At 57.3% G+C, this 19,842-nt stretch carries 13 protein-coding genes; 5 read left to right on the forward strand and 8 right to left on the reverse strand.

Annotated elements, in window-relative coordinates:
• Positions 1-97: 97 nt before the first annotated feature.
• Positions 98-1,909 (reverse strand): APC family permease, encoded by a 1,812-nt coding sequence (locus ACPOL_RS14615; RefSeq protein WP_114207705.1) that lies wholly within the window; start codon positions 1,907-1,909, stop codon positions 98-100.
• Positions 1,910-2,196: 287 nt separating this feature from the next.
• Here ACPOL_RS14615 and ACPOL_RS14620 point away from each other — a divergent pair, with 287 nt between their 5' ends.
• A complete protein-coding gene (locus ACPOL_RS14620) occupies positions 2,197-2,988 on the forward strand; it encodes an SDR family NAD(P)-dependent oxidoreductase (protein ID WP_114207706.1) in 792 nt (263 codons plus the stop codon).
• A 111-nt stretch (positions 2,989-3,099) separates the two neighbouring features.
• Here the strand turns inward: ACPOL_RS14620 and ACPOL_RS14625 are convergent, their stop codons facing one another.
• The gene (locus ACPOL_RS14625) at positions 3,100-3,681 is read right to left on the reverse strand and encodes an inorganic diphosphatase (RefSeq protein WP_114207707.1); all 582 of its coding nucleotides are present in this window, start codon (positions 3,679-3,681) and stop codon (positions 3,100-3,102) included.
• 114 nt (positions 3,682-3,795) lie between these two features.
• Between ACPOL_RS14625 and purS the strand changes: the two genes are divergently transcribed.
• Genes purS through ACPOL_RS14640 form a run of 3 tightly spaced genes read left to right on the forward strand, consistent with a single transcriptional unit; the run spans position 3,796 to position 8,168 of the window.
• Positions 3,796-4,041: a phosphoribosylformylglycinamidine synthase subunit PurS gene (gene purS, locus ACPOL_RS14630; protein WP_114207708.1), complete on the forward strand. Its 246-nt coding sequence runs from the start codon at positions 3,796-3,798 to the stop codon at positions 4,039-4,041.
• 24 nt (positions 4,042-4,065) lie between these two features.
• Positions 4,066-5,970 carry a glutamine--fructose-6-phosphate transaminase (isomerizing) gene (glmS, locus tag ACPOL_RS14635; protein ID WP_114207709.1) on the forward strand — a complete coding sequence of 635 codons (1,905 nt, stop codon included), beginning with the start codon at positions 4,066-4,068 and terminating at the stop codon, positions 5,968-5,970.
• A 53-nt stretch (positions 5,971-6,023) separates the two neighbouring features.
• On the forward strand, positions 6,024-8,168 hold the full coding sequence (locus tag ACPOL_RS14640; protein ID WP_114207710.1) for a CocE/NonD family hydrolase: 2,145 nt from the start codon (positions 6,024-6,026) through the stop codon (positions 8,166-8,168).
• Positions 8,169-8,406: 238 nt separating this feature from the next.
• Here the strand turns inward: ACPOL_RS14640 and ACPOL_RS14645 are convergent, their stop codons facing one another.
• The 5 genes from ACPOL_RS14645 to ACPOL_RS14665 all read right to left on the reverse strand — a co-directional run bounded on the left by ACPOL_RS14645 (position 8,407) and on the right by ACPOL_RS14665 (position 17,623).
• Complete coding sequence (locus ACPOL_RS14645; RefSeq protein WP_114207711.1) at positions 8,407-9,840, reverse strand: sugar porter family MFS transporter; 1,434 nt, start codon at positions 9,838-9,840, stop codon at positions 8,407-8,409.
• A 2-nt stretch (positions 9,841-9,842) separates the two neighbouring features.
• Positions 9,843-13,163, reverse strand: coding sequence for a DUF5107 domain-containing protein (locus ACPOL_RS14650; protein ID WP_236657478.1), 3,321 nt, complete (start codon positions 13,161-13,163; stop codon positions 9,843-9,845).
• Positions 13,164-13,518: 355 nt separating this feature from the next.
• Complete coding sequence (locus ACPOL_RS14655; RefSeq protein WP_236657479.1) at positions 13,519-15,066, reverse strand: MFS transporter; 1,548 nt, start codon at positions 15,064-15,066, stop codon at positions 13,519-13,521.
• Between the two features lie 271 nt (positions 15,067-15,337).
• Positions 15,338-16,612: a Gfo/Idh/MocA family protein gene (locus ACPOL_RS14660; protein ID WP_114207712.1), complete on the reverse strand. Its 1,275-nt coding sequence runs from the start codon at positions 16,610-16,612 to the stop codon at positions 15,338-15,340.
• A gap of 33 nt (positions 16,613-16,645) precedes the next feature.
• Complete coding sequence (locus ACPOL_RS14665; RefSeq protein ID WP_236657480.1) at positions 16,646-17,623, reverse strand: sugar phosphate isomerase/epimerase family protein; 978 nt, start codon at positions 17,621-17,623, stop codon at positions 16,646-16,648.
• Between the two features lie 207 nt (positions 17,624-17,830).
• On the opposite strand from ACPOL_RS14665, the gene ACPOL_RS14670 reads away from it, so the two are divergent.
• Positions 17,831-18,613: a ferredoxin--NADP reductase gene (locus ACPOL_RS14670; RefSeq protein ID WP_114207713.1), complete on the forward strand. Its 783-nt coding sequence runs from the start codon at positions 17,831-17,833 to the stop codon at positions 18,611-18,613.
• 93 nt (positions 18,614-18,706) lie between these two features.
• Here ACPOL_RS14670 and ACPOL_RS14675 read toward each other — a convergent pair whose 3' ends face one another.
• Complete coding sequence (locus ACPOL_RS14675) at positions 18,707-19,747, reverse strand: VWA domain-containing protein (RefSeq protein ID WP_161557365.1); 1,041 nt, start codon at positions 19,745-19,747, stop codon at positions 18,707-18,709.
• Positions 19,748-19,842 lie beyond the last annotated feature (95 nt).

The raw sequence follows: 19,842 nt of genomic DNA on the forward strand, positions 1-19,842 counted from the left end.
GAGCAGAAGTATATGTGCCGGAATGTGGTGCTGTATGTTTCCTCGGGGAAGGGCACACAGCCCTGAGGGTCCGCATGAGGAGTAGCTGTGCTTCCGCCTAGACGCTGCTGTTGCTCGTAACTCGCTCCTGAATCAAGGTCGATCTGCCCGTCTTCCTGCTTGAGCGGAGGAAGTAGATACCACCATAAATCGCCCAGACTGCCGCTATCCCCAGCGCGTAGAGCGGCTCTCGCTTAGATCCATACCCCATAAACGGCCCGATGAGGTAGAAAGCCATGCAGGCCAGGTTCGCGAACAGGCCAAACAGGGGGATCGCCAAGTGGAGGATGGGATTGAATTTCGGGTGGCGGTGAAAAGCCACCATGCAAGTGATGCAGCTCAACATGTACAGGACGAAGGTTCCGAAATTCGAAGCCAGCGTCACCATCAGCAGGGTGTTCGGCAGAGCAGCGAGCCGGTCATGCGAAAAGTAGCCGAAGCTCGAGAAAATGCCATGAGGAAGCGCCTGAATCGTAGCATCGGTCGGAGCGCTGGCATCGCCAAAGACTACGGCGACGGCAACGCAGCCTACGATCGCGGAGATCGTCGCCAGCGTCCAGATGGCGCGATGAGGCGTGAGGTTCTTGCTGTGCAAGGCGCCCAAATGTCCGGATAATTCCCTATCCTTGCCCATTGCGTAAGTGACTCGCGCGCCCGTATTCATGCAGGAAAGGGTGGTTCCGATAAGGGCGAGGAAGACCGTGAACGCCTCAATCAGCATGAAGGCGCGCCCATGGCCCTGCCCAAACAACGCATCGCCAACCATAATCATCATGTCGCCGATTGGCGCGGCCGAGCTGGTGGCGCTCTGCATCGTATAACCGCTATTCAGAAAATAGTTGGCACAGAAATATTCGATTAGATAGCAAAAGGCCCCTTGGACAAGCAGCGAAGTGACTACGGCAATGGGAACATCCCGCTTGGGATTCTTCGCTTCTCCGCCCATGGCGGTGACCGACTCAAAGCCGACCAGGATCAGGATGGCCACTGTCGCCTGGATGAACGCCCAGGCAACGCTATGAACGGCGATCACGGATGTTGGAGTCGGATGGGTAAGGAAGTTTCCTTTGTCGTCGGTAGTTGGGTAGCTGATATGGTACGGAACGATTTTGCCGGCTCCATCGACTTTCGGCTGCGGTGTTCCTGAGGAGTCACGGACCACAGTCTCTGTAGTCGCGCCATTGACGGTTGCGCTGGTGGTGGCGAACTCGTAGTTGTAGGCCTCGCCCTTGGTCGCATCGAACTGGTAAGCAATGCTTCCTGGAGGGTGATGGAGGCGGTAGCCGAGCGCCATTACCGAGAAGATGATCAGAGCAGCGATCTGAACAAAATTGATGACCACGTTTACCGAAGTCGCGCCTGAAATGCCGCGATGGGCGATGTAGGCGATCAAAAACGAGAACACGACGGCAATGAGCATCATGAACAGCGGACCGGGGTTCGAGGCGCTCATGAGGTCCGGCCGAAGCGTCCCGACCACATAGCCGCAGAGAATTCCCATCGTGGCGACCATGACCCCGGGGTAAATCCAGTAATAAAGATGGGAGCCCCACCCAACAATGAATTTCGAAAGCCGGGCATAGCGCCACGCCCCATGATGGTTCAGGAAGGCTTGCTCGGCGAAATAGTAGGAACTCCCCGTACCGGGATAAATCTTCGCCATCTCGGCGTAGCAAATCGCGGTAGAAAGACAGAGCAGCAAGGCGACGACAATGCCCATCCACATGGAAGGTGCAGTCGAACCGGTTGTGGCCTGGATGTAGAAGGTAAGCCACAGGAAGGCTCCCGGGGCGATGAGCGCCATCGCGTTCATCGTCAATCCGGTAACGCCTAGACTTTTTCTCATCTCAGGCGTTGGGTTCGTTGCCATCTAGGGTCTCCTTGGGTGCAATTTAGCCCTTTGCAATTTAGCGATACGAGCAAGGCACGGGTATGCCCGGGGATGAGGGTCATTCCAGCCAGCAGAGCGCGTGAATTCTGGGTGAATGTAAATGGTATCGCCGTTTGCCGCTACGCACCGTTTCCATAAGACTTTTCTATTGCATCAATCGAGGACATTTATCCGGAAAAGGCCGTTGGGGGCTGTGCTTCATCGAAAAAGCATCTCACTGAGTGCAAGCCAAAAAAGAGCTCGAAAATTTCTGAGATGGTGATGGAATGGCAAATCAATTAGCACTCGTAACAGGCGCTTCGAATGGTATCGGGTACAACCTCGCGAAGGTTTTCGCGGAAAATGGCTTCGATTTGATTATCGCGTCGCATGGAGAGCGACTGGAGAGCGCCGAACAGGACCTCCGCTCCCTGGGCGTGAATGTAACGGCGATTGAAGCAGACCTTGCCACCTATGAAGGGGTGCAAAGCTTCTGGAAGGGCGTTGAAGCCACCGGACGCCCGGTCGACGCTGCAGCGATCAATGCTGGTGTAGGCGTCGGAGGCCTCTTTGCAGAGACTGATCTGGAGGCCGAGATCAATCTGGTCCGGCTCAATGTGGAAGGTACCGTCCACCTCGCAAAGCACGTGGTCCGTCATATGGTTGGACGAGGTCAGGGAAGGATTCTAGTGACCGCCTCGATCGCCAGCGAGATGGTCGCGCCTCGGGAGGCCGTCTACGCGGCTTCGAAGGCATTCGACTTGTCTTTCGCGAAAAGTCTACGGGAGGAGCTGGCAGGTACTGGCGTATCCGTAACGGCTCTACAGCCGGGACCCACCGACACCGACTTCTTTCATCGTGCCGGTATGGACGATACCAAAGTCGGCCAGGAGGGCAAGCACGCAAGCCAGCCGTACGATGTGGCCAGGCAAGGATTCAAGGCGCTCATGGCTGGCGAGCAGCACGTCTACGCCGCCGACCTCAAGACAAAGATCCAGGGAGCCGTGGCTGACTTTGTGCCAGATTCGGTCAAGGCTTCGATGCACGAAAAGCTGGCGGAACCGGTGGGCAGCAAATAGGAGCAGCCCACCTGCCGAAAAATAGCTAAGGCCACCGAACGTCGTCAGTCTCTGGCGTCCGGTGGCCGGCTTCTTATCAAGGAAGCGATCCTACTTAGTGTTAAACGGACGCTACTTGGTGTTCTTCTTGCCTGCACCTGCTTCAAGCAGCGCTGGCTTTGACAATCCCAGCTTGTTGTCGTCGAATTGCTTCGCCGCGGCGAGCACCTTGTCGCGAGCATACGCGGCGTCATGCCAGCCTTTGATCTCCACGCGCTTTCCTTCTAAATCCTTGTAAATAGAGAAGAAGTGGGTCATTTCCCGGAGCATGTGCGGGTAGATCTCCGAGTAATTCCAGACGTCCCTATATCGTGGATTGCCCTTGCCTACCGCCAGCACTTTTTCGTCGAGCACTCCCTGGTCGAGCATCTCGAGCAGGCCGATTGGACGAACCTCCATCACGCAACCCGGAAAGCTGGCGGCATCGACGAGAACCAGAACATCGAGCGGATCTCCGTCGTCGCTCAGCGTGGACGGGATGAACCCGTAATCCCCCGGATAATGGACCGGCGAGTAGAGGTTCCGGTCGAGCCGGAAGACGTGGAGCTTTTTATCGTACTCGTATTTGTTGATTCCCTCGAGCGGAATCTCTATCACTGCATTGACGACCTCAGGGACTTTTTCCCCGATGGGCAGTTCCAGATAGTTGACCATATTCTCCCTGTCTAAAAAGTATAGAAGTCTGAGGACGGAAAACACTGTTGGTCCAAGAAAAGCATCCGCTATGCGGAAAGAGACAATGTCGTTACGAGTCTATAATCGAGCAGAATGAAGGCTTATGTCTACGTTACATTGAAGCGCAGCGTTCTCGACCCTCAGGGTCAGACAATCCAGAGCGCGTTGAAAAAAATGCAGTACCAAGGCGTGGATGACGTCCGGCAGGGCAAGTATTTCATCCTCACCCTGGAAGACGCGCTCGATGCCGCAACTGCCCACACCGAAGTGGAACGGATCGCCCGCGAGGTGCTCACCAACCCGGTCATCGAAGAATTCACCTTCCGGCTGGAAGACTAGCGTCAAGCCTGCGGAGGGCCCAGTATGTGTGGAATCGTGGGTTATGTTGGTCCTCGAGAGGTAGTCCCGGTCATCATCGAGGGATTGCGGCGGCTGGAGTATCGCGGTTACGACTCTGCCGGAATCGCAGTTGGATGCGCCGGGCAGCCGCTTGAATTACGCCGTGCGCCCGGCAAGCTGCGGAACCTTGAAGAAGTCATCCGGGAACATCCGATCTTTCCCGATGCCAAACACGGCTGCGGAGGGACGTGGGGGGTTGGTCACACCCGCTGGGCAACTCACGGGCGGCCGACCGAGGAAAATGCCCACCCGCACCGTGATTGCACGGGCCGGATCGTTGTTGTTCATAACGGCATTGTCGAAAACTATCTCGACCTTAAACGCGAACTGCAGGCCGAAGGTCACGTCTTTGTCACAGAAACCGATACCGAAATCATCGCCCACCTGATTGAAGAGGAGATCAAGTCCGCCGCCGATTCGGGCAAGACTATGCTGCTCGAAGAAGGCGTCCGGCGTAGCGTCGCGCGTTTGACTGGCGCCTTCGCCATCAGCGTCATATCGGCGGACGAGCCGGACAAGATTGTCGCGGCTAGAAATGGTCCGCCGGCCGTGATCGGCCTTGGGGAGGGCGAATATTTTGTCGCCTCGGATGTTCCCGGAATTCTGCACCATACCCGCGATCTTCACTTCCTTGGCGATGGTGAGTTGGCAGTCATCACCCGGGATGGGGTCCACCTGACCGACTTCGAGGGTGACCAGCTTCCACTCAAAATCCAGCGCATTCTCTGGGATCCGATCCAGGCGGAAAAGGGCGGATACAAGCATTTCATGCTCAAGGAGATCTTCGAGCAGCCGCGCGCAGTACGCGATACAACGCTCGGCCGCATTTCGCTGAATACCGGAACGGTTTTCCTCAGCGAGATGAAGATCAGCGATGAGGAGTTCCGCGACGCACCCCGGATCGACATTGCCGCCTGTGGAACGAGCTGGCATGCTGCTTTGGCTGGGAAATACATGATCGAGCGGCTGGCCCGGATACCGGTAGAGGTGGATTATGCCAGCGAGTTTCGCTACCGCGATCCGATCATCGACTCTCGATCGATCGGCATGCTGATTACTCAATCTGGTGAAACTGCCGACACTCTTGCCGCTCAGCGGGAGATGTTAGCCAAAGGTCTGAAGACCATCGCTATCTGTAATGTTGTGGGCGCAATGGTGGCGCGCGAGGCCCATGGCACGATTTATACGCATGCCGGACCGGAGATCGGGGTCGCTTCGACCAAGGCTTTCAGCTCTCAATTGACAGCGTTGTTCCTGTTTGCCCTCTACCTGGCGCAAACACGGAATACGATCACCGGCGACGAGAGCATTGCCCTGGTCGAAGCACTTACCCGGCTGCCGGGCAAGATTGAAGAGGTGCTGCGGACTGCCGACCTAGCCTGCGAGAAGCTGGCGCGGGTTTATTCGACTGCTCGCGACTTCCTTTATCTGGGGCGCGGTATTCACTACCCCATCGCACTGGAAGGAGCACTCAAGCTGAAGGAGATTTCCTACATCCACGCTGAGGGCTACCCTGCCGGAGAGATGAAGCATGGTCCGAATGCGCTCATCGATGGGACGCTTCCAGTCGTGGTGCTTGCGACCAAAGACGGTGCCAATCATGGGTCTAGACTCCGGTATGAGAAGACCTTGTCGAATATTCAGGAGGTGACTGCGCGGTCGGGCAAAGTCATCGCGATTGCGACCGAAGGAGACGAGCAGATCGGCGACCTGGTCGACCAGGTCATCTATATCCCTCAGGCGCCCGAACTCTTGCTTCCGCTACTGGACGTTGTTCCGTTGCAGCTGCTGGCGTACCATATCGCGGTCCGGCGTGGATGCGATGTCGATCAGCCGCGCAATCTGGCCAAGTCGGTTACGGTGGAATAGCCATCGATCTCTAACCCCAAATCGCTAACCAGGCCTGAAACGAGGTGCTTCGATTGCATCCGCGATACTCGCTTGTTGCGGCTATTTTTGTGTTCGGCCTCCTGAAAGTTGCTTTCGCACAGCCGGCAAGCGAGAGCTCTCTACCCTCCGCGGCTCAGTTGCAGGCTTTGGCCGGCGAATACACCGACGATAGCGAGCCCGACACCCCGCTGAGCTTCTATGAAAAAGACGGCCAACTTGTTCGCGAAGGTCCGCGCACCTTTCCCAGTGAACTGACGGCCGTAAATTCAACCGAATTCTCCTCCAGAGACGGAACCGGCGAGCGCTACCAATTTAAGCTGGGCCCATCAGGTCAGGCTTCTAGGGTCACGGTGATTTCAGGAGGAAGCCCGGGTAAGGAAATCATGCGCCGGACCGGTGATGCCGTTCAGCGAGACTTTCCGCCTTATGAACGCCAAGAGGCGATAATTCCGATGCGAGACGGCGTCAAGCTGCACGCCATCATCCTGAAGCCGGCCAACCAGCATGCGCCCTTGCCCATGCTGATGGCCCGTACTCCCTACGGTGCCGGCGAAACCACGATGGCAAGCTTCTACGCTGACCGGCCCGAGCTGGCTCGTGCGCAATACATTTACGTTTGCGAGGATATTCGCGGCCGTTTCGAATCGGAGGGCGAGTTTTTGATGATGCGGCCGTTGGCCGATCCCAGCGATCCGAAAGCGATCGACGAAAGCACCGATGCATACGACACAGTTGCCTGGCTGCTTGTCAATGTGCCCGGGAACAACGGCCGCGTGGGTGTCATTGGCATCAGCTATCCAGGTTTTCTGGCGATGATGTCAGGGATCGGTCCGCATCCCGCGGTGAAGGCGATCTCTCCTCAAGCTCCCATGATTGATGTGTGGAAGGGAGACGATTTTTTCCATAATGGGGCCTTTCGCCAGACCTATGGCTACGATTACGCCCTCGGCATCGAGAGCGGCAAAGAAAATACTGATGTTCAGTACGGTGACAACGTCGACGGGTACGACTTCTTCCTGGAACGCGGTTCGTTCGCTGAGGACGTCAGGCGGGCTGGCGCCCAGACACCGTCGGGAGCGATCCTGCCGACCTGGCGGCTATTCCTCGATCACCCTGCTTACGACAATGTCTGGTACTTGCGCGGAGTCGAACATCATCTGACTGCCGTAGCTGTTCCGACGCTGACCGTAGGCGGCTATTACGACCAGGAAGATATGTGGGGCCCGCAAGAGGAGTACAGTGTCCTCGAACGGCACGACGCAAATCATCAGAATTTTCTGGTCCTCGGGCCGTGGCAGCACGGCTCATGGTCTTCGTCTTCGCGGCATCTCGGCGCGATCCAGTACGGCGAGCCGATCGGCACCGAATACCGAAAGCAGATCGAAGCGTCTTTTTTCGCACGCTTTCTTAAGGACGAGCCCGGCTTCGATCTTGAGGATACGGCGAGCTTTCAGACTGGGTCGAATAAGTGGAAGCGCTATGCCCACTTTCCTCCCGCGGAGTCTACACCGACGAAGCTTTACCTGAATGCGGGCAAGAAGCTAGGCTGGCAACTTGGTAGCAAGCCAACCAAGTCTTCTTACATCTCCGATCCCAGGAATCCAGTGCCTTACCGTCACCGGCCCATTGAGCCGACTTACGCTGAAGGTTCTCATTGGGGTCAATGGATGACTGAAGACCAGCGGTTCGTGACGCGACGCAAGGACGTATCGATCTGGACCCTCGCGGTCGGCAATGACTTGACTCTCACCGGAGAGGTGATCGCCGACCTGTTCACCTCGACGACCGGCAGCGATGGAGATTTGGTGGTAAAGCTCATCGATCGATATCCCGACGACGACGCCGATCCGGCGATGCGCGGCTACGAACTGATGACTAACGAGGAGATCTTTCGTGAACGGTATCTCAACGGCTTCGATCAACCAGCAGCATTGAAGCCCGGCGAAGTCAGGGAAGTGAAGTATAGTCTCCACGCCGTTGACCATGTTTTCAAGAAAGGCCACACCATCATGGTCGAGGTCCAGAGCACCTGGTTCCCGCTCTACGACCGCAATCCGCAGACGTTTGTGCCGAACATCATGAAAGCGGATCCGGGAGATTACAAGAAGGCGAAAGTGACGATTGTCTCCGACCTGAGCCACCCATCCGGCTTAATCCTGCCGGTAGTGAGTCAGTGAGGCTTGAGCCGGACCTTTCACCGTTTAAATTTTCGGCCGCCGTCGCGCTGGGCGGCTCCCGATTGAAATATCAGCAAGGTTGACGGATGAAGAAGGAAGGCTGCTGCGCTGAATGACAGGCGGCAAGCCGGTGCATCCCGCTGCTTTCGATTGTTGTTCATGGTTCTATTCAAGTCTGGCTGCAAGTGCCGGGCCCGCGATCGAAGATCACCCATCTAGGCGGGGGTGCGTTGGCCTTCTATATCCCAAGCGTCTTGGCTTCGATTTCCTCCAGTGTTTGTCCCTTAGTTTCAGGCACGAACTGCAGAACGAAGACGGCGCCCGCAAGGCAGATGCTGCCATAGATGAAAAAGGTTCCCGAGCTACCCAAAGTACGGTTGATAAATGGGAATGAGTAAGTCAACGCGAAGGAAGAGATCCACAGCGCCGATACGGCAAGAGATACGCCGATCGATCGCAACCGGTTGGGATAGATCTCAGCAATGAGCACCCATGTCAGCGGGGCGAGCGTCATCGCATAACAAGCGATCGCGCAGAGGGTGAGGACCAGTACAGCCGTGCCGTGTACGCCGATGCGGTAAGCGAAACCCGCCAATAGATGCGACACCCCGATGCCAAGGCAGCCGAAAAGCATGAGCGGGCGGCGCCCCAAACGATCGACAACCGCCATCGCTGCCATCGTAAAGAGCAAATTAATCGTGCCGGTAATGACGATGTCCAGGAAAATCTGGTTTGTGCCTATTCCGGCCGTACGATAAACTTCTTCGGCGTAGTTGAAGAGAATATTGATGCCGCTCCACTGCTGCAGGACCGCGAGCACAATGCCGATGAGAAGCGCCTTCCGCACTCCTGGTCGCAACAAGCCACGCCAACTTGCTGTCCTGGATTGCTCTTCGCGCAGGGCAGAGGCAATGCCGGCAACTTGCGTGGTTGCGTAACCAGGATCGCCACCGATTTTTCGCAGCACCGTCTCGGCCTCATGCGCACGTCCTCTAGCAAGCAGCCATCGCGGGCTTTCTGGAATGCCAAAGGCCGCCAGCAGGAAAACAACAGCGGGAATTGCTACGGCGGTGAACATCCAACGCCAACCAGTTTGCACATTCCACGACGCGAGCATCGCTTCATGAGTACTGTTCAGCGGTACCGGACGGGCGATTCGCCAATTGGCAATCTGTGCCAGCAGGATACCCACGACAATGGCGAATTGATTGAGACTTACTAACCGTCCACGATGGGCTGCAGGGCTGACTTCAGCGATATAGAGTGGAGAAATGTTGGAACTTAAGCCAATGGCCACCCCGCCGGCGATACGCCACGCTATGAAGACTGCAAACGTGGATGCCCAACCGGTGAGGATCGAGGACGCTGCAAAGAGGATTGCCGAAACGATCAGAACTGGCTTGCGCCCATAGCGATTGCCGAGCGCTCCGGCGGAGAGTGAACCGGCGAAACAGCCTATGAGGGCGCAACTGTTGGCCCAGCCAATGGAAGCTGCGCTGTCCAGATGAAAATAAATCTCGAAGAACTCGCGCGCTCCTCCGATCACTACCCAGTCATAGCCAAAGAGTAAACCTCCCAGAGCCGCAACCACAGCGATGCCCCACACGTACGCAGTCGCAGACGTGGTAAGCAGGCTGAGATCCTTCTTAGCCGAAACGCTTGGTCCCTGCATGGCTACCAGGCCGCCTGATCGGCGAGAAGATCGCAAACGCCGGCATGGGACCGATCCAGATTGGATATTTCTTCGAGCGCCCGCTGGGCGTCAACTCGTCTCCCCATTCCCAGGAGTGCCTGGGCACGAAGAAACGTCGCAGTGATGTGCTGACGCTTTTGCAAGTCTTCCTCAAAGAGAAGCATCGCAGGCAGCGATGTCGCGAAGTAATCGATCTTTGGCCTCTGCTTTTCCAGTGCGTCCGCAAATGAAAGGATGTTCTTGAACAGTGAATTCGCCTCCTCGCTTCGGCCAAGGCGGAGTAATGACATCGCACTCCAGTAAGTCATCTCTGAAACGGAGCGAACCTGCATCTGCTGGAAGTCGCCGCGCTGATGAGCGGCAGCTTCCCAATGTTGGCGCGCACGAAGCGGATTACCCGCAGCCGACCATGCTTCTCCAAGCCAGAATTCGATATTGCTATGATTCGCGAGCAAGTGCCGGGCTTCGCTCAGGCTTCGCGGCGGAAGATCTGCGGCCTTGAAGTGATCCATTGCAGTGCGCGTATTGTTCGCTCTCAGGGCTATACGGCCCAGAAGCAATTGCGCGCGAACGTATTCGCCCAACACCAGGCCTTCGCCGCCTTCCCAGGGCTGAAACTTCCGGGCCAGCAGGAGCGAAAGAGCCGCGTCCGGCCTGCCGACCTGGTTATAAAGCGATGCTAGCTCAACCGTCAGATCATCGCGCAAAGCAATCATCTCAAGGCAATCCTCAAGATCGGTGAGCCTCTCTGCCGGATCATCACCCATTCGTTTTCTGAGCTGATCCTGTTCATAGAGAATGCGCGCATCGTTGGGCGATGCCTCGCGCGCACGACGGAAGGCTTCGCGAGCACGCTGCGGGTCTGATTGCACGTTGTAGTACGAGATACCCAGATTGCGCCATGCGGTCGAGAAACCCGGGTCCAGCTTGACCGCGTTTTCCCACTGGGCGATCGCTTCATGATGTCGACGCCGGTCATAGAAAAAATTGCCGAGATAGTACGGCGCGCGCGCATCGGACGGGTTGACAGCAATCGCTGCCTCGAGGATCCGCATCTCCTCGAGCCGGCTGGGAAAAACATATGCCGGACTTGCGGCAGCAGCGCATTGCATCAATTCCTGGCTTCGCGTTGGCTCATCGCCCATTGCTTGAGTGGTGGCAATTGCATAGAGAGCGATGGCACCCTCATCGGCTGCGAGAATGCGGCGTGCATCCTCAATCAGGCCGGCACGAATGAGATCAAAGGCAAGGTCCAGCGTTTGTCCCTTATTGGAAGGGGGAATGCCGGTTTCCAGAAAACGACTCCAGGTATCGAGCGGATCGAGCGCGCGCACTGCAGCGAGTGGAGACTCAGCCTCAGCGGAACGCTCTAGCTGGCGCAACACCACGACGCGAAGATTCAAGGCGTTCAAGTTGTCGGCATCCGCGCGCAATGAGCGGTCCAGGTGCTCCATCGCTGCAGCGAGTCGTCGATTTCGCACGTCCATCTCGGCCAGCCGATGAAAGGCGGGACCGCGCCACGACGCTGACCACGTAGCTTTGTAGAAGGCATCGTAGGCTTGGTCATGACGATCCTGAAAAAGAAGCGCCATGCCGAGGTTGTAGTAGGCCTCACTGTCATAGGGGTTGGGATTGCGCATGGTGAGGCGCGCGATTGCCTTGCGCAGATAGGTCTCTGCCGCAGCAAACTCGCCGCGCCTCAGGTGCATGCAGCCAAGTGCATGATTCGCGCGGCTGTCACCTGGGTCGCGGCGCACGGCTTCTCGCCAGTAAGGCTCCGGCGATCGGGTCGCGTGCCGGTATTGCTCTAGATGAAGACCGGTCAGATAAAGCTCGTCGTTCGATCCGATGTCTTCGGGTGGCGGAGGCTCCGTAGCCTCATTGGGCGCAGGCGCGGGAGCGATCTCAGCGGGTGCATAGCGCAGAAGAATTTCGCCCGCTGCTTCCAGTTCGACAACCAGATCATCTTCGCCGCGAGCAAGAGGAAACGCCGTATGGAGCGGCTCTTCTGGTCGAAGTCTGCCACGCCAAACCTCCGATTGCCCATTGGCAACAGCCACATGCACAATTGCGTCGTCAATCGCGTACGTCACCAGCAGGTGGATTCGCGCTTCACCTTCTTCGCGCTCGAGTTGCAACGCTGCGTGTAGGTTGGCGACGTCGGGAACGCCGATCTCACGAATGGGATACCAGAACTGGCTGAAGCTCTTTGTCTCTCCCGGCGCAAGAAAAGAAAAGTCGGGCTGGTTGTCCGTGTAAACCCCAGCCATTAATTCAATGTACGGGCCATCGGCATCAGTGAGGCTTCGATCCCACGCATAGCCAAACTCGTGATTGCCCCATGTCCACTGCTTCTTGCCTGGAGCGATATGATGATCTGCTACGTGCACCATGCCGGCGCGCTTCGCATGGTCATATCCTCCGAAGAAATCCTGTTGCGAGTTGGCGATCATATAGCTGGTCGGCACGGGAATGTTGGAATACCAGCTAAGGTCGTTGGCGGGATACGATCCATCCGGCGCAAAATTGCTGGGCGTCTCTTCGAGCGGTACCCCATGCAGTGCACGTTCGCCATACGGAATGCCGTAGTAGGTGCCGAGACTCTGCGGGAATTCCGTCACGGCCCGCTTAGCATGATCGGCGACGAAGCGGACATCGCCAGGGAAGAACGACTGATACTGCTCGTGAACCCGCGTCGCAACATTCGCCCACCACAAAAATGTCTGCGTGTCCCAAGTGCGGTTGTAAAGCCGGACCTTCAATTCCAAGTAAGCGCGCCCCGGACGGAGACAGACCCCATGCATTCCCTTCATGCGCGACATCGGATCATGGTCGCTGCACCACACGGTGACCGACCCATCGTTTTCACGTTCGATTGCCACTTCCACAGGAAGGAAAGTCGCCGGGCGGTGATGCTGCGGCCAGTTGAACTCGACGCCACCCGAGATCCACGGCCCGGCAAGCCCCACCAGGGCCGGCTTGATCACATTCTGACGGTAGAAGAAGTCGTATCCGTTGACCTTGTCATATCCGACATGAATGCGTCCACCAATCTCAGGCAGAATCATCAGCCGCAGGTATTCGTTCTCAAGATGGACCGCCTGCCACGCATGCTCACACGGCACTGTCGATACACGATCAATTACTGGCATTGGATAAACTTTGCCGCTGCTTCCCTGGTACACGCGTTTCTCGAGGAACAAAGGATTCGGATCCGGCGGCGCGGGATGGTAGGTCTTCATCACGACCGGCTCATGCCAGGCCTTCACTGGCCCGGCTTCGCTGGCCGGCGCTGACGGCAAGATTAGCTCTGGACTGGTTGCCGTTGACAGCACGGACGCTATGGATGCTTCGGTCTCGCTTTGAATCGTCGTATCCTCGAGAAATAAGCTCGAGTTAACGTTACCGCTCCTGGTCGCAGGTGGCAAACCTACTCTTTCGACAGAGCGTTGGCGACATTTTCCAGAGGGGTAGTGTACTGCGCAAGGCTGATGTTTCGTTGACGGCCACTCTGCTTAATCCTGGAGTTGAGTGGCAGTATTCTCGGTGGTCATAGAGAGTGCGGACCTCGTTCGGAGTTTCAGCTTGTGCTCGGATCCGAACTAAAGTCGTTCTCTCTGACGTTTCGATGCGACTACAAAACTGGGCAAGCCGAGGTTAAAGGGCTGACGCGGGTCGGGTTTGATTTCGTGGCGGCAAGGGTCTTTCGGATCTCTCGCGATTACCTGCTGATGCAGCTATTGCTTCGAGCGACTGGCGTTCCGCAGCAACTCCCCAACGCGCCTGGGCGAGGCCGGCGGCGATCATGACCGCGGCGCCGAGGACATAACCGGAAAGTAACGGCCCCCGGGATTGGCCGCCGATGAGATGTCCAAAGATAAGTGGGCCGAAGAGGCCTCCGGCAAGCGTTCCAAAGGCGTAGAAAAGGGCAATACAAGATGCCCGGACTTCCTGCGGAAAGACTTCGCTGACGGTGAGATAAGCGGAACTGGCCGCCGACGAAGCGAAGAAGAACGTCAGCGCCCACCAGACTAATTGCGAGATCACGCTAAGTTTGCCCAGGTAGAAGAGCCAGCTGGACCCCAGAAGCGAGAGACCCGAGAAACAATAGGTGGCGGCGATCATTTGACGGCGGCCAATCGTATCGAAAAATCTTCCGAGAACGACCGGACCAAGAAAATTAGTGCAAGCAATGGGAATGAAGCAGTAGCCGATCCGGGCCGTGTCCACACCGTAATAACGCAGCAGAACTAGAGCGAGCGAGAAAAAGACGGAGTTGTAAAAGAAGGCTTGCGCCGCCATGAGGCTAAAGCCCAGCAAAGCGCGACGCCGGTATGGGCCGGACAAGATACGGGCCAACTGGCGCAGGCTTGAAACCCGCTGAATTTGGACTTGCGTCAGTGCGGATGGTAAGGGAGGCGTCTGAGAAGGAAACAGATTGCCTCGGCCTGCGGCAGACGTTGCCACTGAAGATTCGATCTCCGTAACTACCACCTCTGCCTCCTGAAGCGCGCCGCGGCTCAGCAGCCAGCGCGGACTTTCCGGGATGTATCGCCGCATCACTATGACAACAATCCCCAGCGGCACGCCGGAGCAGAAGGCCAGCCGCCAACCGAGTGCGAGACCGAAGACCTTTGGCGACAGGAAAAGGATGGAGACCAGCGATCCGACGATAATGCCAAGCCAGAAGGTCGCGTTGATCCAGAGGTCGACGCGGCCCCGAAGCCGGGCGGGCACTAGCTCGTCGACAGCCGAGTTGATCGCTGCATATTCTCCACCGATCCCGGCGCCGGTAAGTACGCGGCAAATTGTGAAGCTGAGCAGATTCCAGGAAAGGCCGGTGGCAGCGGTCGCGCATAGATAGAGCAACAACGTTCCGCTGAAGAGTTTGCGCCTGCCGTAGCGATCGGCGAGATGGCCGAAGATGAGTGCACCGCCCACTGCTCCCGCCAGATAGAACGAGGAACTGAGACCCAGTTGCGAATCGCTCAGGGAAAGCGTCTGCGAACTCTTGAGCGCCCCGGCCAGCGATCCTCCCAGGCTGCCCTCAAGACCGTCGAGCAGCCAAGTGACTGCGAGCGCAGCGATCACGCGCTGGTGCCAGCGGCTCCATGGCAGGCGATCAAGCCGTGCAGGAATGTCGGATTCGATGACGTCGGATTCGATGACATCCGAGGTTGGGCTGGACGTCGTTTCGAGCCTCACGGACGGTATTTCTGCTAGTTGCTCGCCTCGCGCGTCAGGAGCCTTCATGAGCATTGCCCAGGGGAGCATCTTGAAGATGTCGACACGGAGCTCTGCTCGCAGAAGCGCTTTAACTTTGTTAAAAGGCCGCTTAACTCAAATGCATCGCCGCCGTCGACCTTGCTTGCATTGCCAGTCCGCATCAATGTGGCTCGCTCCTTTGCTCCTCGCCATCTGATGCCTAAGCGGGCTGTCACGGCGGCCGCTCAATCAAGTCGAACCCTCAAGCGCATTAAGTAAATTGGCTCATATCAATCTTCAGGGAGTACTTTTCACCATGCTCCAATTGTTCATCCCAAGTGACTTCGCGCCCGGTTTCGGCAGCCATACGGCCCAACATGCAGCTGAGCGCGCTTTGGACGCCATCGGCGGTCTGGTTGTGGAATTTGCTGTCGGTGATGCTGGCGATAAAGCTCTTGTCTTTTTCGCTATCAGCATGGGCAAGATTGTCGCTGAAGGCTCCGTTGGCGGCGAAGGTCGCGGGCTGGCTGCCCGAGCTTGGGGCACTGGGGTCCGACCATGTCCAGGCATTTTCGCCGACGATACGCACCGCCCCCGAATAGGGCGCCTCGGCGATGCCGGTGGCCCCGAAGATGCTTTCAGAAACATCAAAAAAACCGTTGTTACCGAACTGGGTCGAGGAGAAGCTGACGCGTACATCGCCGGGATAGGTGTAGATCACCTCGTAGTTGTCCCAGGTATCCCCGGCATGAGTGATGATGTTGCGGCCGCCGCGTGCGACGGCTTTCGTCGGGTGGGCCTGAAGAATCAAGTTGCAGAGGTCGATGACGTGGATGTTTTGCTCGACCAGGATGTTACCGGAGAGAACACGATCCCACAGCCAATTGCGCAACCGCAACTCGTCGGCGGACATTGGCGGCCGCTCCGGATACTTAGAGGCGGGAGCATTGTAATGGGCGGCTACCGAGCCAATCTTGCCAATGTGCCCGGCATGTATGCGGCGAATGATCTCGGCGATCGGTGGCGCGCTGCGCACCTGAAATCCCACGTCCAGACTGAGGCGGCCTTCGGCGCGTTTGCCAATCTCCAGCGCTTGTTTGGCTTGGGCTACATCGACTCCCAATGGTTTCTCGCAATAGACATGCTTGCCGGCGGCAACGACCGCCTCGAGATGTTGGACGTGAAACCATGGTGGCGTCGAGATCTGGATGGCATCGACGCCGGATGCGGCGGCCAGTTCCTCGAAAGCCTTGTATCCGCGGAACATTAGCTTGGTGTCTACAGGAGGTATGCCCAGCGAACGGTTCACGTCGTCGAAGTGGGCTTTGCCTTTGGCGAGCTGATCGGGGAAGATATCGGCGAGCGCGACGATGCGGGCCGTAGTGTTCTTGGCGAACGAGGTTGCGACAGTCGTGCCCCGATTGCCGCATCCGAGGAGGCCCAAACGGACAGCGGAGTTTGCTTCATAGCCAAACGCGGTACGGGATTTAAGCAGCAGGAGACTGGATGCGCTGGTAGCGCCACTAATGAATTCTCTTCTATCCATGGGAGACTCTCTCTCGTCGGTGTCGATTTGTGCTCAGGCAGGCTGCTGGATTTTGGCTAGGATCGCTTCGAGGTAAAGCTTCTCTTGCTTCACGTCTTCAATCTGCTGTGGGCCGGAGGTCTCCCGTTCGATGGTGACCGCACCGGTATAACCCAGCTTATGAAGTTTGGCGAATACTTGGGTAAAGTCGACGATGCCGGACCCGATCAGGACTTCTTCCCCTAGCTTCATGGGGTCGGTCGGCCACTTGCCATCTTTCGCATGAATACTCTTCACGTAGGGGCCAATGATGTCCAGGGCGTCGACCGGGTTTGCTTTGCCGTAGAGGATCAGATTGGCGGTATCGAGCCCGACACCGAGGTTGGGCTGATCGACATCCTTAATTGCCCGGAACATGGTGGTAGGAGTCTCCTGGCCGGTCTCCATCAGAAATTCCTGGCCATTCCCGGCACAATGCTTGGCCAGCTCGCGGATGGCGAGGACGGTCGGTTCGTAGAGAGGGTCGCGGGGGTTTTCCGGAATAAAACCGCAGTGCGTTTGCAGATGGGGAATGCCAAGCTGCCTGGCAAAATCAGAGGTCTGCTTGAGAGCGTCAATACGGGCAGCGCGGCTGGAAGGTGGCACGATGCCGATGGTTGAGGGGCCACCGAGAAAGTCCCACTCGAGCTTGCCGGGGCCGACCACTTCGGCGCTGGTCGCGACGAGCTGATACTTGTCGAGCAGGCCAAGAATCTGGCTGACTACCGCGGGAGAAAACTTCCCAATATAGCCGTCGAGCGAGAGGAAACAGTTGGAGAAGCCCATTTCCTTGACCCGCGAGAAGACAGCCTCCGGGCCCTCCGCCGGCTTGACCAACAGGCCGAGTGCCATCGGGGGAAGTGCTCGCTGCTGGCTCGCGGCGGGGGAAGTCCCCGCTGCCTGTGGATTGGAGGAAGCCGCTACTACGCTGGGCTTCCATGCCTGAGCTGCAATCATTGTCGCCGTGCCGGCGAGGAAGTGTCGTCTTTGCATTCGTCCCCTCTGACTCCTGAGAGTGTAACTGATGTGTCTCGCGAGGAAGTTGTTACCGATCATACAGAGGAGTTGTCGTTTCATTCTCGAGATCCGGGTCAGGCAGCAGAAGCCAACGGGCGGGGCGACATGGTAATTTTTGACTGACACGAACCCCAATTCCGCTGTAGTCTCAGCTTTGAACCCTCAACTGAAAGAGCCTACTCCTTGGCGCGACCGCTTTACACCGCGAGACTCGACCGCAAAGATTGCCTGTCCGAACCGGCCCAGTGCTTCCATCTGGAGTTCAGTATCGATGAACTGCCGGAGTTCGATTTCGTGTCGGGACAGTTCGTTTCGATGGTAGCCGACGATCCTGCCGGCAAGACCCAGACGCGGGCCTACTCGATCGCCTCGGCTCCGAGGCGGAATGAGTTCGACCTCTGTGTGAACCGGGTCGAAGGCGGATTTTTTTCGAACCTGCTCTGTGATCTTGAAGCTGGCGAGACGATTAGGTTCCATGGCCCTCATGGGCTGTTCCTGCTTCGCCAACCGCTGACCGATTCTATCTTGATTGCCACCGGAACCGGGATTGCCCCGATGCGCGGCTTCGCGGAGGCGCTGTTTCCAGCGAATGGCGAAGACCGAAGCCATGGCCGCGATATCTGGCTGGTCTATGGAACACGCTACCCGACCGAAATCTACTATCAGCAGTACTTCGAGAAGCTTGCTGCGGAGCGCCATAACTTCCACTATGTCGCCACCTTGAGTCGTCCACAAGAGGACTGGTCAGGGGGGCGCGGGTATGTTCAAGAGTTTGTCGCTCAAATCGCTTCGGAGCACGCCGCCCGAAGCCACGCCTCCGTCGAACCTACAGCGGCCGAAGGCGGATCGGGCTTCAATATTCACGCGTACATTTGCGGACTGAACGAGATGGTTTCCGCCAATCGCGACCGGCTGATGCAACTAGGCTGGCAGCGCAAGCAGATTGTCTTTGAGCGCTACGACTGATGGAACATCACCACGATCAGAGCGGTACGTCGTGAAACGGAATCAGTATGCCGTGAAGGGCAGTACTAGCCCAAGCTGCTTCCTGGCTGGAGTTCAAGGCTGCGCATAGTAGCCCTCGCGAGTCCGGGCGGTAAGACCAGGCTTGGCGACATGCACTTCGATGTGATGATATTCGTCGGCCCGTTCGGCTGGTAAGGCATCGAACGACACCTCATAGTAATTTTTCGTATCGGCAAGACACTGCTGCAACATCCCTGCAATGTCGGTGGAGTTGATCGCCACGCCCCCCGTTTGAGTGGCCAGTACTTGCAGGCTGAGGTCTGCAATTTGAGTCTGGCTCGACTTGCTGACGCCTTTGACATACTGCTGATAGTAGAAGGTGCGTCCTACTCCTTCGGTGGCCCCGAGCGGGTTGACGGCGTAGAGGGTGATGTTCGCCAACCGCAACTGCGTTGACAGGTCGACGATCGTAGAGAAGAGCTGCTGCTGTTGTTTGTTGTCGAGCTGGATGCCGGGCCCTGAAAGAAGCGGCCATCCCGGGGAGGCCCAGAGAACGATCTTCCTGCCTGGGCGGCTCGCCTCCTGCGCGGCAAGCATGCGGAGCGTGCGAAGTGAGATCTGAAAGCGCTCGTCGGCTCCATACACTCCGGCGGATTGACGAATGCTGCGCAGGCCTACGGCAAACTTCTCAAGAGACTCATTCATTGCTTTGCCGTCCTGAGAAAATCCCTCCTGGATCTGTGTGCCGTTATCGGACATGATTGCAAGCGCCGTTGGATACTGCAATTGACCATCGTTCGCGAGCAGGAAAGTCTTCAGCTCTCCACGCTCGTAGGCGATCTCCTGGTAGGAGGTGTTCACAGCATCGATGACCAGGATGACGCTGATAGGAGCTTGGCCGCCTGCGACTTCCTTAAACGAAGTGACTGGTTGGGCGACCTTGTTGTCGAGGATCGTAAAGTCCTGTTGCTGTAGGCCAGTGACCGCCGGTCCGGACTTCGGGGTCACTACGACATCGAGGTTGATGCGGGGAGTGGCGGTTTTGTGAGGTGAAGCGATTTCCTGGGTGAGAGCAGCCGACGAATACAGCCCGATGCACAAGTAGAGAAGGACGAGAGATTTGCCGTTCGACATGAATTGCCCTCTCATGAGCGCTTTGCCTTAAATTTCGGCGATCCGCTCGTAGCCTTCGAGATAGACGTTGTCCGAACCGGGCAAGTTGCCCCAAT

The sequence above is a fragment of the Acidisarcina polymorpha genome (assembly GCF_003330725.1).
Taxonomy (GTDB): domain Bacteria; phylum Acidobacteriota; class Terriglobia; order Terriglobales; family Acidobacteriaceae; genus Acidisarcina; species Acidisarcina polymorpha.